General features: G+C 73.9%; 14 protein-coding genes. 3 read left to right on the top strand and 11 right to left on the bottom strand.

Going from position 1 to position 15988, the window contains the following annotated elements; genetic code table 11:
- Positions 1–21: 21 nt before the first annotated feature.
- On the top strand, positions 22–1689 hold the full coding sequence (locus PV410_RS37520) for an allophanate hydrolase (RefSeq protein ID WP_500330644.1): 1668 nt from the start codon (positions 22–24) through the stop codon (positions 1687–1689).
- Positions 1690–1722: 33 nt separating this feature from the next.
- Here the strand turns inward: PV410_RS37520 and PV410_RS37525 are convergent, their stop codons facing one another.
- Together PV410_RS37525 and PV410_RS37530 are read right to left on the bottom strand one after the other, a co-directional pair.
- Positions 1723–4557 (bottom strand): DEAD/DEAH box helicase, encoded by a 2835-nt coding sequence (locus tag PV410_RS37525; protein WP_500330646.1) that lies wholly within the window; start codon positions 4555–4557, stop codon positions 1723–1725.
- A gap of 124 nt (positions 4558–4681) precedes the next feature.
- A complete protein-coding gene (locus PV410_RS37530; protein ID WP_500330647.1) occupies positions 4682–5947 on the bottom strand; it encodes an ABC transporter substrate-binding protein in 1266 nt (421 codons plus the stop codon).
- A 353-nt stretch (positions 5948–6300) separates the two neighbouring features.
- Here PV410_RS37530 and PV410_RS37535 point away from each other — a divergent pair, with 353 nt between their 5' ends.
- Together PV410_RS37535 and PV410_RS37540 are read left to right on the top strand one after the other, a co-directional pair.
- Positions 6301–7548, top strand: a complete 1248-nt coding sequence (locus PV410_RS37535) for a PucR family transcriptional regulator (RefSeq protein ID WP_500330649.1) — start codon at positions 6301–6303, stop codon at positions 7546–7548.
- Complete coding sequence (locus PV410_RS37540) at positions 7545–8747, top strand: PucR family transcriptional regulator (protein ID WP_500330651.1); 1203 nt, start codon at positions 7545–7547, stop codon at positions 8745–8747. The genes PV410_RS37535 and PV410_RS37540 overlap by 4 nt, the downstream gene beginning before the upstream one ends.
- 352 nt (positions 8748–9099) lie before the next feature.
- Here PV410_RS37540 and PV410_RS37545 read toward each other — a convergent pair whose 3' ends face one another.
- The 9 genes from PV410_RS37545 to PV410_RS37585 form a co-directional block, all read right to left on the bottom strand.
- Positions 9100–9993, bottom strand: a complete 894-nt coding sequence (locus PV410_RS37545) for a diacylglycerol kinase (RefSeq protein WP_500330653.1) — start codon at positions 9991–9993, stop codon at positions 9100–9102.
- Positions 9994–10336: 343 nt separating this feature from the next.
- On the bottom strand, positions 10337–11224 hold the full coding sequence (tatC, locus tag PV410_RS37550) for a twin-arginine translocase subunit TatC (RefSeq protein WP_500330655.1): 888 nt from the start codon (positions 11222–11224) through the stop codon (positions 10337–10339).
- A gap of 112 nt (positions 11225–11336) precedes the next feature.
- The gene (gene tatA / locus PV410_RS37555) at positions 11337–11627 is read right to left on the bottom strand and encodes a Sec-independent protein translocase subunit TatA (protein ID WP_500330657.1); all 291 of its coding nucleotides are present in this window, start codon (positions 11625–11627) and stop codon (positions 11337–11339) included.
- Between the two features lie 256 nt (positions 11628–11883).
- Positions 11884–12084, bottom strand: coding sequence for a hypothetical protein (locus PV410_RS37560; RefSeq protein ID WP_500330659.1), 201 nt, complete (start codon positions 12082–12084; stop codon positions 11884–11886).
- 19 nt (positions 12085–12103) lie between these two features.
- Positions 12104–12382, bottom strand: coding sequence for a hypothetical protein (locus PV410_RS37565; RefSeq protein WP_500330660.1), 279 nt, complete (start codon positions 12380–12382; stop codon positions 12104–12106).
- A gap of 13 nt (positions 12383–12395) precedes the next feature.
- A complete protein-coding gene (locus PV410_RS37570) occupies positions 12396–13343 on the bottom strand; it encodes a helix-turn-helix transcriptional regulator (RefSeq protein WP_499510927.1) in 948 nt (315 codons plus the stop codon).
- 18 nt (positions 13344–13361) lie between these two features.
- Complete coding sequence (locus PV410_RS37575) at positions 13362–14333, bottom strand: helix-turn-helix transcriptional regulator (RefSeq protein WP_499510928.1); 972 nt, start codon at positions 14331–14333, stop codon at positions 13362–13364.
- A 180-nt stretch (positions 14334–14513) separates the two neighbouring features.
- Positions 14514–14885 carry an FKBP-type peptidyl-prolyl cis-trans isomerase gene (locus PV410_RS37580; RefSeq protein ID WP_499510929.1) on the bottom strand — a complete coding sequence of 124 codons (372 nt, stop codon included), beginning with the start codon at positions 14883–14885 and terminating at the stop codon, positions 14514–14516.
- Between the two features lie 39 nt (positions 14886–14924).
- Positions 14925–15923, bottom strand: coding sequence for an FKBP-type peptidyl-prolyl cis-trans isomerase (locus tag PV410_RS37585; RefSeq protein WP_500330663.1), 999 nt, complete (start codon positions 15921–15923; stop codon positions 14925–14927).
- Between the last annotated feature and the right edge of the window lie 65 nt (positions 15924–15988).

Consider the following 15988-nt stretch of genomic DNA (forward strand, 5'->3'; position numbering starts at 1 on the left):
ACCCGTGAAGGAGAACCCGACATGCCCACTCCGCCCCCCTCCGGCACCCCCGCCCTCGACCGGGTCCGGGCCGCGTACGCGCGCATCCGCGAAGTGGACCGCCCCGAGGTGTGGATCACGCTGCGGCCGCAGGCCGACGTGGAGGCCGAGGCCGCCGCCCTGGACGCCGCGGACCCGCTGCCGCTGGCCGGGACCGTGGTCGCCGTCAAGGGGAACATCGACGTCGCGGGGCTGCCCACGACCGCCGGCTGCCCCGCGTACGCGTACCTGCCGGACGCCGACGCGCCCGCCGTGGCCCGGCTGCGCGCCGCCGGTGCGGTGGTGCTGGGGACGACCAACCTGGACCAGTTCGCGACGGGCCTGGTCGGTACCAGGAGCCCGTACGGGGCGGTGCGCAACGCGTACGACCCGGCGCGGGTCAGCGGCGGTTCGAGTGCGGGCTCGGCGGTCGCCGTGGCGCTCGGGATCGTGGACGTCGCCCTCGGCACGGACACGGCAGGTTCGGGGCGGGTGCCCGCCGCGTTCAACGGGATCGTGGGGATCAAGCCGACCCGGGGGCTGGTGCCGACGGAGGGCGTGGTGCCCGCCTGCGCGAGCCTGGACTGCGTCACGGTGTTCGCCCGCACGCTCCCGGAGGCGCAGCGGGCGCTGGGTGTCGTCGCCGACGTGCCGCAGGCGCCGCCGCCCGCCCGCCGTCCGGGGCCGTGGCGCGTGGCGGTGCCGCCCCTGGAGCAGCTCGGGGAGCTCGACCCGGGGTGGGCGGAGGCCTTTTCCTGGACGGCAGGACGCCTGGCGGCCGCGGGCGTGGAGGTGCGCCCGGTGGACCTGACGCCGTTCTCCGCCGCTGCGGCGCTGCTCTACGAGGGCGCCTTCGTGGCGGAGCGCTACACCGCCGTGGGTGGCTTCATCGACAAACACACCGGGAGCCCGGACCTGGACCCGACCGTCGCGCGCATCATCACCGCCGCCCGCGACATCCCCGCGCACCGCCTCCTCGCCGACCGTGAGCGGCTGGCCGCGCTCACGGACCGCGCCATGGACGCACTCGGCGACGCCGACGCGCTGCTTCTGCCGACGGCCCCCGGGCACCCCACGCTCGCGGAGGTCGCCGCCGACCCGGTAGGGGCCAACGCCCGCCTGGGCCGGTTCACCAACTCCGCCAACCTCCTGGACATGTGCGGGGTCGCGGTGCCCGCCGGCGAGGTCGGCGTCCTGCCGTTCGGGGTGATGCTGCTGGGCCGCGCCCGTACCGAGGAGCGCCAGAGCGCCATCGCGGGCCTGCTGGGCCCCACCGTCCCCTTCACGGTCGTCGGCGCCCACCTGTCGGGCCAGCCGCTCAACGGCGAACTGCGGGCCCTGGGCGCCCGGTTGCTCCGTGCGACCACGACCGCCGCCGAGTACCGGCTGTACGCCCTGCCGACCACACCGCCCAAGCCCGGTCTGGTGCGCGTGCCACCGGACCAGGGCGCGACCGTGGAGTGCGAGGTGTGGGAACTCCCCGCCGAGGGCCTCGGCCGGCTCCTCGCCGCGCTCCCCCACCCGATGGCCCTCGGCCCGGTCCGTCTCGCGGACGGTACCGCCGTCCCGGGCTTCCTGTGCGAGCCGGCCGCGCTGACGGGCGCCCGGGACATCACGGAGCACGGCGGCTGGCGGGCGTACCTCGCGGCCGCCCGCCCGGCCCCGCGGTAGCGCAGCCCCGCGGTAGCGCAGCCCCGCGGCAGCTCAGCCCACCGAGGAGTAGGCCACGACGCCGCGCAGGAGTCCGTCGACGGCCTTGCGGGCGTTGCGCCGCACCGGGCTGCCCTCGGGGGCGGCGTCGGCGATCTGGCCGAGCACGTCGATGAGCTGCTTCGTCCAGCGCACGAAGTCGCCCGCCGGCATGTCGGCGTCGCGCAGCACCGCGTCCAGGCCGTGCCCGGAGGCCCAGCGGTGGGCGGCCCAGGCGAAGCCGAGGTCGGGTTCGCGCTGCCCGACGCCCTCGGCCTGGTTGATGCGGTGGTCCTCCTCCAGGGCGTCGAGGCGGCCCCAGATGCGGACCATCTCGCCGAGTGCCTGCTTGGCGCTGCCGGAGGGCAGCCGCGGCGGCAGGGCGTCGTCCGCGGAGCGGGACTCGTAGACCAGCGCGGAGGCGCAGGCGGCGAGGTCGGCGGGGCCGAGGCCGTCCCAGACCCCGTCACGGAGGCACTCGCTGGCCAGGAGGTCGAGCTCACCGTAGAGCCGGGCCAGCCGGCGGCCGTCGGCGGTGACCTTGTCGGCCTCGAGGTAGCCGAGGTCGGTGAGCAGGGCGCAGATCCGGTCGAAGGTGCGGGCGATGGTGTTGGTGCGGCCTTCGATACGGCGCTCGAGCTGCTTGGTGTCGCGCTGGAGCCGCTGGTAGCGCTCGGCCCAGCGGGCGTGGTCCTCGCGCTCGTCGCAGCCGTGGCAGGGGTGCGCGCGGATCTCGGTCCGCAGCCGGGCGATCTCGTTGTCGTCCGCGGCGGCCGAGCGCTGGCGGCGCTGCCGTTGCGGCGCTATGCCGGCCGTACCGGCCTTGGAGCGCATGGCGGAGGCCAGGTCGCGCCGGGACTGGGGGCTGCGCGGGTTGAAGGACTTGGGGATGCGCATCCGGTCCAGCGCCTCGACCGGCACCGGGAAGTCGATCTGCGCGAGCCGCTTGACCTGCCGCTCCGCGGTGAGCACCAGCGGGCGGGGGCCGTCGTGCTGGAACGGGTCGTGCCGGTTGTGGTGGCCGGGGCTGCGGCCGGCGGGCACGCCCGGGTCGAGGACCAGGGCCAGCCCCGCGAACTTGCCGGCGGGGACGTGGATGATGTCGCCCGGCCGGAGCTTCTCCAGCGCGTCCGCCACGGCCACCCGGCGCTGGTTCGCGCCCTGCCGGGACAGCTCGGCCTCGCGGTCCTTCAGCTGCCGGCGCAGCGACATGTACTCGTTGAAGTCACCGAGGTGGCAGGTCATGGAGGACCGGTAGCCCTCCAGGCCCTCCTCGTTGCGCTGCACCTGGCGGGAGATGCCGACCACCGAGCGGTCGGCCTGGAACTGCGCGAACGAGGTCTCCAGCAGCTCACGGGAGCGGTGCCGCCCGAACTGGCCGACGAGGTTGACGGCCATGTTGTACGAGGGCTTGAAGGAGGAGCGCAGCGGATAGGTGCGCGTACCGGCCAGACCCGCCAGGTGGACGGGGTCGAAGGCGCGCTGCCACAGCACGACCGCGTGGCCCTCGACGTCGATGCCACGGCGTCCGGCACGGCCGGTGAGCTGCGTGTACTCGCCGGGGGTGACGTCGGCGTGGGTCTCGCCGTTCCACTTGACGAGCTTCTCCAGGACCACGGAGCGCGCGGGCATGTTGATGCCCAGCGCCAGCGTCTCGGTGGCGAAGACGGCCTTGACCAGGCCCTTCACAAAGAGCTCCTCGACGACCTCCTTGAAGGTCGGCAGCATGCCGGCGTGGTGCGCGGCGATGCCGCGCTCCAGGCCCTCCAGCCACTCGAAGTAGCCGAGGACGTTCAGGTCCTCGTCGGGGATGGACTTGGTGCGCTCCTCGACGATGGCCCGGACCTTCGCCCGGTTCTCCTCGTTGTTGAGCCGCAGGCCCGCGTGCAGGCACTGCTGCACCGCCGACTCGCAGCCGGCGCGGCTGAAGATGAACGTGATCGCGGGGAGCAGCCCCTCCGCGTCCAGCCGCTCGATGACCTCGACCCGGCTGGGCGTCCAGATCCTGCGCTGCTGACGCCGCTCGCGCTCGCGGTCGGCCTCGCGCATCCTGCCGCCGCGCCGGTCGCGGCCGTTGAAGGCGCGCTGGTTCTCCGTGCGGGCCAGCCGCACCAGGTCGGGGTTGACGGCGGCGCGCTGCCCGCCCGTGCCGGAGCCCTGCTCCTCCTCGAACAGGTCGTACATCCGGCGGCCCGCCAGGACGTGCTGCCACAGCGGCACCGGGCGGTGTTCGGAGACGATGACCTGCGTGTCGCCGCGGACGGTGTCCAGCCAGTCGCCGAACTCCTCGGCGTTGGAGACGGTCGCGGAGAGCGACACCAGGGTCACGGACTGCGGGAGGTGGATGATGACCTCCTCCCAGACCGCGCCGCGGAAGCGGTCGGAGAGGTAGTGCACCTCGTCCATGACCACGTAGCCGAGGCCGTCGAGGGCCTGGGAGCCCGCGTACAGCATGTTGCGGAGCACCTCGGTGGTCATGACCACGATCGGCGCGTCCCCGTTGACGCTGTTGTCGCCGGTCAGCAGGCCGACCCGCTCGGCGCCGTAGCGCTTGACGAGGTCGGTGAACTTCTGGTTCGACAGCGCCTTGATGGGGGTGGTGTAGAAGCACTTGCGGCCCTCGCGGAGGGCCAGGTGGACCGCGAACTCGCCCACGATGGTCTTGCCGGAGCCGGTGGGTGCCGCCACCAGCACGCCCTTGCCGGCCTCGAGGGCCTGACAGGCCTCGATCTGGAAGGGGTCCAGGCCGAACTCGTACAGCTCGCGGAAGCCCGCGAGTGCGGTGGCCTGCTCGGCGGCGCGGAGCCGGGAAGCGGCGTACCGCTCGGCGGGAGACATCTCTTCGTTCATCTTGAAAACGAGACTACCGGGCCGCACTGACAGCCGACATGATCTTTTTGCCGAAGCAAAACCCGGGGCGCGGAGGCCGGGCGTGTCGCGCCCGCCCCACCTCCGCGCCCCGCGCCCGGGAAGCTCAGATGGTGGTGAGGTACTGCTCCACCAGCGGGACCTTGAAGGCGTCCTTCACCCCGGCCAGACCGCCGGGCACGCCCTGGTCCGGCTTGACGATGTAGCTCCGGGTGGCGCTGGGCCGCCACGGGTCGGAGAAGTCCAGGGCCGGGCCCAGCCCGGGGTCGAACCCCTTGAGCCGGCGGTGCGCCGCGATGATGCCCTCCCTGCTCAGGTCCTCCGCCTCGCAGGCCGACTTCAGGTCCTGGACGGCGACGGCCATCGTGTTGTGCCCGGTCTCCAGCCCCTGGTTCAGCGGGTCCCCCGGGTAGCGGCGCTTGTAGTCCGCGACGAGCTTCCTGACCTCGGGGGTGTCGCTGGTCATCGCCGGGGTGGGGGCGACGAGCTGCAGCATCTTCAGCAGCGCCGGCGCCGCCGGGGTCTTCAGCAGCTGCGGGTCGTAGCCGACGGCGCTGCCGAGGAACGGCACGTCGAGCCCGCCCGCGGCGGCGGCACCGACCGCCGCGGCGGTCTGCGCGGGGCTGGTGCTGATCAGGACGGCCTTCACCCCGGCCTCGCCGAGCTCCCGCACCTCCTCGGACAGGTCCTTGCGCGCCGGCCCGACCTTCTTCTCGACGAGGGTCATGCCGCGCTTGTCGGCGACGAACCTGGCCCCGCGCCGCGCGTTGCTCCCGTAGTCGCCCTCGAGGTAGATGTAGCCGACCCGGTCGCCCGGCCCGAGGCCCTGGGTGTCCGCCAGGTACTCGAAGCCGTTGATCATGTCGACGTCGTAGGTGGCGTTGATGGTCGTCAGGGTGGGCTGGCCGAGCAGGGCCGAGGAGTAGCCGAGGGACGTCGTCATGACGTCGTCGACCTCGATGCTGTCGAGCAGGGCGTTGATGATCGTCGAACCGAGCAGGCCCGGCATCGCGGCGATCTTCGGCTCCATCTCGCCGTAGTGGACGACGGCCGTGTCGACGTCGTAGCCGTGGTCACGGACGAGCAGCTTGAGCTTGCGGCCGCACACGCCGCCTTCGGCGTTGACCTGGTCGGCGTAGAGCTTCTCCGCCTGCAGCACCGAGCGGCCCAGCGGGCCGTACGGGCCGGACAGGTCGGTGAGGACGCCCAGGGTGATGGTGGAGTCGGTGATGCCGGGCCCCGTCTTGACGCCGTTCGCGTCGACCGGACCGTCGACCGCGGCGGTGCCCTCGTCCCCGCCGCAGGCCGTGAGGACGCAGGTGAGGGCGGCGGTGAGGACGACGGTGGACCTGAGGCGCTGTTTCCGGGTCACGGTGTGCTTGCTCCTGGAGGGGTGGGCCGCGGGGGGGCCGCCGCGGGCGCGGCCGGGGGGCCACCGTCCGGGGCCGGTGATGCGGGAGCTCCATGGGAAGAGATGGCGGGCGGTTCGGCGAGGGTCGGGGGCGTTTCTGGTCGCGGTTCCCAACGGCGGCCGGGCCCGGCTGTGCAGCGGCACCGCCCGAGCCGTCCCGTACGACCGCGTGTTCGGTGATGTGTGGGTTCTGTCCGGATGTCGGTCACGTTTGCGTCACCCGTCTTCCGGGGCCGGACTACCAGCCGGTAGGAATGCCGTGCGGGTGCCCGCCCACCCGGGCTCCGCGCCCGCAGAGCCGAGAGGAAGATCGGATGGCCACCCCCGCCACGACGCGTCCGATGTGCACCGCGGGCATCGCGGGCGCCTCCGGGCGGGAGCACCGCGAGATGCTGAGAGCCGCCGCGCTGCAGGTGCGCGCGCAGGTCGGACCGGTGGCGGCGGACATCGTCGAGCGGATCCGGGACCGGCACCCCGCCTACCGGGAGCCCGCGCTGGCACCGTCCGGACTGCTGGAGGAGACCGAGGGTTCGGTCGCCGCCGTCCTCGACTCGCTCGCCGACCCGGGGCGCTCCGCGGTGTCCGCCGCGTACCTGTCGTGGGTGGGGGAACGCCGGGCGTGGCAGGGGTTCCCCCTGGAGCCGATGATGGGCGCCTGCCGTACGGCCGGTGACGCGCTGTGGCTGGCGCTGGTCCGGGCCGGGGAGGGCCGGGGGCCTGAGGGGACGCAGCTGATCGCCCGCGCCGCCGCGGAGGTCTGGGACCTGTTCGAGCGGGACAGCCGGCTGATGGCCGACGCCTACCTGCGGGCCCGCGGCGAGGTGACGTTCCACCGGCAGCGCGGCCGCAGGGCGCTGGAGGGGCTCCTCGCCGGGCGGTTGGACACCCCGGGCCTCGCCGAGGCCGCGGACGCCCTCGGCCTGCCCGAACACGGCCGCTTCGCGGTCGCCGTCATGCGCGGCTCGACAGGGGCCCCTCCACCCGTACGGCGGCGGGCCGGGGTGCCCGCCGGGGTGCGGGTGCACCGGGCGTTCCCGGTCGGCGGCGAGGTGCTCCTGGCCGACCTGGGCGACCTGACGCTCGGCGACTTCGCGGCCGCGCTGGAGGTGCCCACCGGGACGCGGGCGGGCCTGAGCCCGGAGGTGGACCGGCTGGGCGCGGTCGGACACGCCAGGGAACTCGCCGAACTCGCGCTGCGCACCTGCACCCGGGACGGCGAGGTGGCCGTCCTCGACCGCCGCTACCCGGCCGGGCTGCTCGCCCGCCGCCCGGACGTCGCGAGCGAGGTCGCCGCCGGCGTCCTGGGCGGGCTGCGGGACGTGGAGGCCACGGAGGCCACGGTGCTCCTGGAGACCCTGGGGGCGTGGCTGGACACCGACGGTTCCGTCGAGAAGGCCGCGACCGCCCTGTTCTGCCACGCCAACACCGTGCGCAGGCGGCTGCGGCGGCTGGAGGAGCTCACCGGACGCTCCGTGGCGCGACCGCGCGACGTGGTGCACCTGGCGCTCGCCCTGGACGCCGAGCGGATCTCCGCGGCGCACGGCCCCGGAGCGCCCCGGTGACGGCGCGTCCGCAGGCGCAGGACGAGGCGGCCCGGGAGCTGCTGCGGACGGCGGCGCTGCGGATGAAGGAGCGGACCGGCGAGCTGTCGGAGCGGGTCATGGCCCGGCTGCACACCGAGGTCCCCGGCTTCGTGGACCACGCCGACGACCCCGACTGCTCCCTCGACGGCTTCGCGACGATGATCACCATGCACCTGGACCGGCTCGTCGACCCGGAGCGCGACGCGGACGCGTCCCGGCACATGCGGGAGGCCGGCCGCCGCCAGGCCGAGCGGGGCATGCCGCTGGAGCTGCTGGCGCACGTCTTCGGGGTGGGCGGCGCGGTCGTGTGGCAGGACCTCGTCGACACCGTCGCCGCGCACCATCCCGGCGACATCCCGCTCATGGTGCACATCGCCCCGCGGATGTGGGGGTTCCGCCGGCGCACGACCGCGATCCTGGCCGACGCTTACCGCGAGACGCTGGGCGACGGCGGGGCCGGCGGCAGCAGGCGGGCCGCCCGCGTGCTGGGCGCCCTGCTCGAAGGACGCACCGAGAGCCTCGGCGTGGGCGCCGCCGCCCAGGCCCTGGGCGTACCGGGCGACGGCCGTTTCGTGGTCGCGGTGACCAGCGTGCGGGCCTCGGCCTCCGGCACGCCCGGCGACGACGCCTTCCCGGTGGGCGCCGGCAGCCGGGTACTGCGGGCACCCCGCGGCACGGGCGAGGTCCTGGTCGTCCTGCTGGGCGACCGGTCCCCCGGGGCGCTCGCCGCGCTCCTGGGCGCCGTCCCCGGGCTGCGGGCGGGGGTCAGCCCGGTCGTCCACGGCCTGGCCCAGCTGCACCGGGCCCTGACGCTCGCCGAACTGGCGCTGCCCACGTGCGCCTCCGACGGCGAGGTGGCGCTGTGGGAGGAGCGGATGCCGACGGTCGTGGCCGCCTCGGACCGCCGGCTCGCGGGCGAGCTGGCCGAGCGTGTCCTCGGCCCGCTGCGGGGGCTCGCCGACGAGGAACGCGAGTCCCTGCTGGGCACCTTCGCCACGTGGATGGAGTGCGACGGCTCCCCCCGCGCCGCCGCCGAGCGCATGGACTGCCACCGCAACACGGTCCTCAACCGCCTGCGCCGCCTGGAACTGCTCACCGGCCGCCGCCTCACCCACCCCCGCGAGCTCGTCGACCTCACCCTCGCCGTCGACACCCTCCGCTCCGCCCCCGCCGCCTGAGCCCACGACGCCCTCGCCCACGGCTCCCCCGGACGTCCGGCGCTTCGGCCGCCAGGGGTGGCGGATGCCGTGGCCGCGTCCGGGGACGGCCAGCACACGATCGCCGACGTACGTGAGGTGACGGGACGCCGGCCTGTGCGGCGGCGGCCGGGGTCCCCCGCCGCCGAATGGGCGCCGGGGCAGGGGGACGCGGTGAGGGACTCCGGTCGGCGCGGCCGGTGGCGGGGGTGCGGCCGCCCGGGGTCTTCCGGGCCCGCCGGAGCGGTGCACGCCGGGCCGGGCGGCCGGCTGCGGCTGGACGTGCCCGCCGGGCGCGGCCCGGCAATCCTCGCCCCCGCGGCTCGGCACCGCGCTACCGCGGCGCCAGCAGGCGCAGCGCCCGCGGTACGGTGCGCGCGGTCAGGGGCAGGGGGCCCAGTGGCTCACCGTCGGCGTAGCCGGTGATGCCGTCGGCGGCGAGGGTGACCGCGGCCGCGCGGTGCACCGTCACCACCGGGTGGCCGAGGTGGGTGCCGCGGTAGACCCTCGGGAAGACGCGCAGCAGCGTGCTGCGGCTGCACGGCCCGACCACGCACACGTCGAAGCGCCCGTCGTCGAGTTCGGCTCCGGCGCAGATCCGCATGCCGCCGCCGTACGAGGTGCCGTTGCCGACGGCCACGAGGGTCGCCTCGATCTCCGTCTCGGCGCCGTCGTCGAGGGTGATCCGGTACGGGATCGGGCGCAGCGCGGCCAGTTCCGCCAGCATCGCCACGTCGTAGCGCAGCCGCCCGCTGGGCCAGCGCAGCCGGTTGCCGCGGTCGTTGACCCGGGAGTCGAAGCCGGAGGCGAGGACCGTGCCGAACCACCGTTCGCCGGCGCGGCCGAGGTCGATCTCGCGGACGGTCTCCTCCTTCAGCGCCCGCGCGATGGCCTCCCCGGCCGCGGCGGGCTCGCGTATCGGCAGTCCGGTCGCCCGCGCGAAGTCGTTGCCCGTGCCGACGGCGACGACGCCGAGCGGCGTGCCGGTCCCGGCCACGGCCTGCAGGGCCAGCGACACCATGCCGTCGCCGCCGACCGCGACCAGCGCGTCCGTGCCGTCCGCGACGGCCTCGCGGGCCCGCGCCAGGGCGTCGGCCGCGTCGGTGCCGACGACGGTGCGCACGCCGAAGCCCGCGCGGCGCAGTGCGTCCGCGGCCGGTCCGGCGGCGCGGGCGCCCCGTCCACGACCCGCGGTGGGGTTGGCGATGAGGGTGATCTCGCTGGTCACGCGCGGACCCTACCGTGCGGTAGTCCAACCGTCGAGATCACCGGCACCCCTTCTTCCGGCGGGGTCGTGATCATCCTCGGGGCCTACGGAGGGCCGTGTTCCGGCGGGGAGGATCGGGGGGGCGTCGCAGACCGGGCGACCATCGCGGGCACGGCCAACGCGCTGTTCAACAACAAGGGGTGCGCCGTCGTGGGCGCGGCGGCAGGGACCACACGGTGGCGTGGAACAGGCCCATGACCTTCGTCGCGTCGAGGGCGACCACTGCTGACGGCCTCCTGCGCGCCATGCCGACGGGGCCCCGCCCGGCTGGTCCGGGCGGGGCCCCGTCGGGGGTCACACGGCGTCAGGTCGCGTCGTCGAAGTCGCCGGAGCGGCGTCCGTCCTCGACGGGCCCGGCCTGCTCGGGCACGGAGGCCGTGACGCGCTCGCCGGTGTCGATCGACTCCGGGGTGAGGTCCAGCTCGGAGGCCTCGTCGTCGGAGAGTTCCGCGTCGGGGTTGCGCCAGCGCCGACGCCGGTCGTTGACCAGGCTGAAGGCGACCGCGCCGAAGTAGAGGACGACGATCGGACCGGACAGCGCGATCATGCTGACCGGGTCGGTGGTCGGCGTCGCGACGGCGCCGAAGACGAAGACGCCCATGACCACGGCCCGCCACCAGCCCGCCATGCGGCGGCCGCTGACCATGCCGACCAGGTTGAGCATGACCAGGAGCAGCGGCAGTTCGAAGGCGAGGCCGAAGACCAGCACCATGCGGATGGTGAAGTCCAGCACCCCGTCGAGCTTCAGGAGGTTGGACGAGCCCTCGGGCGTGAAGCTGATCAGCACCTTGATGCTGACCGGCATGATCTTGTACGCGAGGAAGGCACCGCCCAGGAAGAGCGGGAGCGCCGCGCCCACGAACATGTACGTGTACTTGCGCTCGTTGCGGTGCAGGCCGGGGGCGATGAAGGCCCACAGCTGGTACAGCCAGACCGGGCTGGCGCCGATGACGCCGGCCATGAAGCAGACCTGCATCGTGAGCGCGAACGGCGCCGTCAGCGAATCGAACGTGACGATGGCGCAGTTGCCGCCGCTGCTGACGACCCCGGGGCCGCACTTGGGTACCGGAGAGGCCAGGAACTCCAGGAGTTGCTGGCTGTAGAAGGCGGCCACGATCGCCACGACGACGATCGCGAGCACACTCTTGGCGAGCCGGTTGCGCAGCTCACGCAGGTGCTCCACCAGGGGCATGCGCCCCTCGGGGTCCTTCGTCGGCTTACTGCGGGCAGACTTGAGCAACCCAGGTCCTCATCTCACGCGGTGGCCGGCGTCCCCGCCGGCGGCCCGTACCTGTGTCGTCGTGTCAGCTCTGCGTCTGGCTGGGCTGCTGGGTCTCGGAGACCGGGCGGGCGCTGGCGACGTCACCGGGCGCGGCCTGGATGGTCTTCGGTGCGGCCTGGGCGTCGGCGGGCGCGTCGGCCGGCGCCTGCGGGGCGGCCGCGTCGTCCGACTTCATCGCCTTCGCCTCGCTCTTCAGGATGCGCATCGACTTCCCAAGGCCGCGGGCCATGTCCGGAAGGCGCTTGGCCCCGAACAGCAGCAGAACGACGACAAGGATGAGGATGATCTCAGGGGCGCCGAGCCTGCCGAACATAAGCTTTACCTTCTCACCGAGGCGGCATGGGTTCTTGAGCAGCGGGCTCCGGGTCCGTGGACACGGTGTCCGCTCTGCCAGCGATCGTAACCTGCGGGGGTAAACGCCTGGCAATCCCCCGGCGTCCTTGCCGTTGCCGCCCCCGCCGCGCTCTATCGGGGCCGCTTCAGCAGCGTACCTTCCTGGAGGGGGGAGGACGAGGGTGCCGCGGACGGCACCGACCCGGCGTCCGGGCACGGCCGGCGGGACGGCGTCGTCAGCGCGACAGTTCGCCGGCGCCGCGCGCCAGCGGCTCCGCGGCCCGCCGCAGGTCCTCGGAGGCCTGTCGCAGGCGGTCGCTGCTGCGCCCCACCTGACGGGCGAGGCCGCGCACCTCGGCGTACACACGCAAGCCGAGGACACCGAGCACGAGCAGGCCGGCGGTCGCGAGGCCGACGTACAGGTAGAGCCACCACATGGGAGCCGAGCGTAGCGGCTCAGCCGATGTGCAGCCGCATCGTGCGGACACCGCCGTCGGTGAGGAGCTCCACGATGCGGTCGCCCGCCGGCTTGCGGACGGAGGAGCCGCAGTCGGGGCAGGTGAAGGAGTAGAAGGTGGTCCGGTGGCTGCCGCCGATGGCCAGCCGCAGGGCGTCGGCCGACAGCTCGAAACTGGTCCGGCACTCCGGGCAGGAGGCCCTGAAGATCACCCCGGGCGGGGTCGTGCCGGGTTCGCCGACGGTACCGAGGGTGTCCAGGGTGTCGAGGTCGTCCATGCCGGCGCTCACCTCACTCGCCGTAGGCCGCGAGGGCCTGGGCGGCCGCGTCGCGGGCGCTGCCGGCGAGTCCGGCCGGGGAGACGATCCGCCCGTCGCGGCCGAGGCGCAGCGCGAGACGGCGCAGCGAGCCCGGGTCGGGGGTGCGCAGGGTGACCCGCAGGCCGCCGTCGGGGAGTTCCTCGGCGAGGTCGTGCGGGTAGTACTCGGCGACCCAGCGGCCGCCGGGGCCGACCTCGATCACGACCTCCGGGTCGTCGCCGGCCGGCTGCACCAACCCCTGGGACAGGTCGCGCGGCTCGACGCGCGGCGGGTCGCTGGGCGTGTCCAGCAGCCGGATCTCGGCGACCCGGTCCAGCCGGAAGGTGCGCCGGTCCTCCGACAGGTAGCACCAGCCCTCGAAGTAGGTGTGGCCGACCGCGAACAGCCGGATCGGGTCGACCTCGCGCTCGGTGAGCTCGTCCCGGGACGGCGAGTAGTAGCGGATCCACAGCCGGCGCCGTTCGGCGATGGCGCGGTCGACGTCGGCGAAGACGCTGCCCTCGGACTCGAAGGTGACCGACAGCCGGGAGGACGCGCCGGCGGCCTCGCCGGCCGCGCCCTCGATCTTGGCGGTGGCGCGCAGCAGGGCCTGCCGGTCGCTCTCCCGCAGCCCGGGCAGGTTGGCGACGGCACGGGCGGCGACCAGCAGCGCGGCGGCCTCGTCGGCGGCCAGCCGCAGCGGCTGCGCGACGTCGTCCACGTTGTGCCACCAGATCCGCTCGCCGTCGGTGTCGATGTCGAGCAGGTCGCCGCCCCTGAAGCTCGTGCCGCACAGCGGCAGCACGTTCAGGTCGCCGATCAGCTCGGCCTCGGTGACCCCGAACGCCCGGGCGACGTCGCTCACCCGGGCGCCGGGGCGCTCGCGCAGATACGTCACCAGGGACAGCATCCGGCGCGTCTGGTCGATCGCGTTGGCCATCTCTCCGTACTCCCCCGCTCAGCCCTTGGCGACGGCGCGCAGCCGGTCCACGACGTCGGCCCGCAGCTCGTCGGGCCCCAGTACGACCACGTCCGGGCCGAACTCCACCAGCCAGGCGTCCAGTCCGTGCCCGTACGGGATCTCCAGCTCGTCCCAGTCGGCGTCGACCGGCAGTATCTCCACCGCGCGGGCCCGCAGCGGGTACCCGGAGTCGCGGCGCAGCCGGATCCTGGCGGTCGCGGTCGCGCCCTCCCCGGCCCAGCTGGCGACGGCGGCGCGCACGTCGACGTGGTCGGGCACCTCGGTGGTGAAGGCGCCGCCGCGGGTGCGGACCCGGCCGGTGATCCGGGAGAGCCGGAAGACGCGCACGGCGGACCGGTCGCGGTCCCAGCCGGCCAGGTACCAGTGGCCGCGCCAGCACTCCAGCGCCCAGGGCTCGACCTGGCGGGGCTCGGGGCGCACGGCGTTGGCCTTGCGGTAGTCGAAGGAGACGGGGCGGCGCTCACGGGTGGCGACCATCAGCGGCTCGAACGCCGGCTCGGGGGTGGGGATGCGGGGCTCCAGGGCACTGTGCCCGGCCGCCTCCCGCACGCCGTCGTCGCCCTCGTCGTGGAAGGGCACGCCCGCGGCCCGCAGCTTCTGCAGGGCTCCGCTGGCGGCCTCGGCGAAGCGTGCCTGCTGCCAGACCTTCGCGGCCAGGCTCAGCGCGGCGGCCTCCTCGGCGTCCAGGGCGATCTCGGGGAGGCGGTTGCGGTCACGGCGGGCGAGGTAGCCGATCTCACCGTCCAGGCTCTCCACCGTCTCGATGACCATGCCGAGCTCACGCAGGTCGTCCTTATCGCGCTCGAACATGCGGTTGAACGCCTCGTCGGAGCCGATCTCGTGGTACGCCTCGATGGACGCGCGCAGCTCCCGCTTGCTGACCGGGCGCCGGGTGTTCATCAGGCACAGCGCCAGGTTCATCAGCCGCTCGGCCTTGGCAATCGCCACTCGAAGCAACCTTCTTCCGTGTTCAGCTCTCCGTCGAGACCCTATCGCGACCGGGCCGCGTGGCTGAAGCGAAGGCCGGTTCCGGTGACCGCCCCTGCCGGCCCCCGTACGACGGAGCCCCCGCCGGGCCGGCGGTGCCGGTCGGCGGGGGCTACGGGCCGTGGTCGGGCCGGACGCCGCTCAGACGGACAGCAGGTCCACCACGAAGATCAGCGTCTCACCCGGCTTGATGAGCGGGCTCGGGCTCTGGTTGCCGTAGGCCAGGTGCGCGGGGATGGTCAGCTCACGACGGCCGCCGACCTTCATGCCCTGCACGCCCTGGTCCCAGCCCTTGATGACCCGGCCGCCGCCCAGCGGGAAGCTGAAGGGAGAGTTGCGGTTCCAGCTGGCGTCGAACTCCTCGCCGGTGCTGAAGGCCACGCCGACGTAGTGGACGGTGACGTTCTGACCCGCCTTCGCCTCGGCGCCCTCGCCCTCCCAGATGTCCCTGATCACCAGTTCGGCCGGCGGCTCACCGCCGGGGAAGTCGATCTCGGGCTTCTCGATGCTCACGTACGTGCTCCTAAAGAGGTGCGGACAACCTGCTTAGTCTTACATCACCGCGAGGATGTCGAGGCTGAACACCAGCGTGGACTTGGCCGGGATGCCCGGCTGCGCCTTGTCGCCGTAGCCCAGGTCCGGCGGCACCACGAGCATGACGCGGCTGCCGACCTTCTTGCCCACCAGGCCCTCCTGCCAGCCCTTGATCAGCTGCTGCAGCGGGAACTGGGCCAACTGGCCGTTCTTGTAGCTGGAGTCGAACTCCTTGCCGCCGTCCCACACCACGCCCTTGTACTGCAGCAGCAGGGTGTCGGTGGGCTTGACCGCCGCGCCGTCGCCCTCCAGCACGTAGTTGGCGACCAGCTTGGCCGGCGCGGCCGTCTTGGGGACCTCGATGGAGGGCGCCTTGCCGTCGGTGCCGGTGCCGACCTTGGGCAGCTTGGCGTCGGTCTGCGGGACGGCCTTGCCCTGGGCGGAGCTCTTGCCGTTGAAGGTGTCCACCACGTCGACGACGAAGACCAGCGTGTCGGTGCCCTTGATCCCGGCGTCCGGCTGCCCCTGCGCGCCGTAGCCCAGGTTCGGGGGGATCGCCAGCTCGACCCGGTCGCCGACCTTCTTGCCCACCAGGGCCTTGTCCCAGCCCTGGATGACCCGCCCGACGCCGATCGGGAAGATGGCCGGCGCGCCCCGGTCCCAGGAGTTGTCGAAGACCTTGGCCGTGTCCCAGATCTGGCCCAGGTAGTTCGCCTGGAGGTAGTCACCCGAGGCGACGGTGGTGCCGTTGCCCTGGATCACCGTCTTGACGGCCAGGTCCTTGCTCGGCTGGCCCGCGCCCTTGGCGACCGTCGGCTTCTCGCCGAACTTCGTACCGGCGGTGATGTCCGGCAGCGGGCCGTCCACGATCTTCACCGGCGCGGACGCGGACGCGGAACCCGACGGGGTGGCGCTGGTCGCGGACTTGCCGGACTTGTCGTCACCGCAGCCGGCGAGGGTGAGCAGGCCGGCAGGGACGGCGAGGAGAAGAGAGCGTCGGCGCACGGGGATCCCCATCAGGTCGATCTTGCGTTGTCTGGCGTGCGCGCCACTCTACGGCGTGGGCGGGGCCCCGTACGAAC

This window comes from Streptomyces sp. PA03-5A, assembly GCF_033792725.1.
GTDB lineage: Bacteria > Actinomycetota > Actinomycetes > Streptomycetales > Streptomycetaceae > Actinacidiphila.

What these genes read in the sequence shown, in the direction of transcription:
- tatC (WP_500330655.1), bottom strand. Translation starts at nt 11,224, where the DNA reads ATGCCCCTGGTGGAGCACCTGCGTGAGCTGCGCAACCGGCTCGCCAAG.
- PV410_RS37570 (WP_499510927.1), bottom strand. Translation starts at nt 13,343, where the DNA reads ATGGCCAACGCGATCGACCAGACGCGCCGGATGCTGTCCCTGGTGACG.
- PV410_RS37565 (WP_500330660.1), bottom strand. Translation starts at nt 12,382, where the DNA reads ATGGACGACCTCGACACCCTGGACACCCTCGGTACCGTCGGCGAACCC.
- PV410_RS37535 (WP_500330649.1), top strand. Translation starts at nt 6,301, where the DNA reads ATGGCCACCCCCGCCACGACGCGTCCGATGTGCACCGCGGGCATCGCG.
- PV410_RS37520 (WP_500330644.1), top strand. Translation starts at nt 22, where the DNA reads ATGCCCACTCCGCCCCCCTCCGGCACCCCCGCCCTCGACCGGGTCCGG.
- PV410_RS37585 (WP_500330663.1), bottom strand. Translation starts at nt 15,923, where the DNA reads ATGGGGATCCCCGTGCGCCGACGCTCTCTTCTCCTCGCCGTCCCTGCC.
- PV410_RS37560 (WP_500330659.1), bottom strand. Translation starts at nt 12,084, where the DNA reads ATGTGGTGGCTCTACCTGTACGTCGGCCTCGCGACCGCCGGCCTGCTC.
- PV410_RS37525 (WP_500330646.1), bottom strand. Translation starts at nt 4,557, where the DNA reads ATGAACGAAGAGATGTCTCCCGCCGAGCGGTACGCCGCTTCCCGGCTC.
- tatA (WP_500330657.1), bottom strand. Translation starts at nt 11,627, where the DNA reads ATGTTCGGCAGGCTCGGCGCCCCTGAGATCATCCTCATCCTTGTCGTC.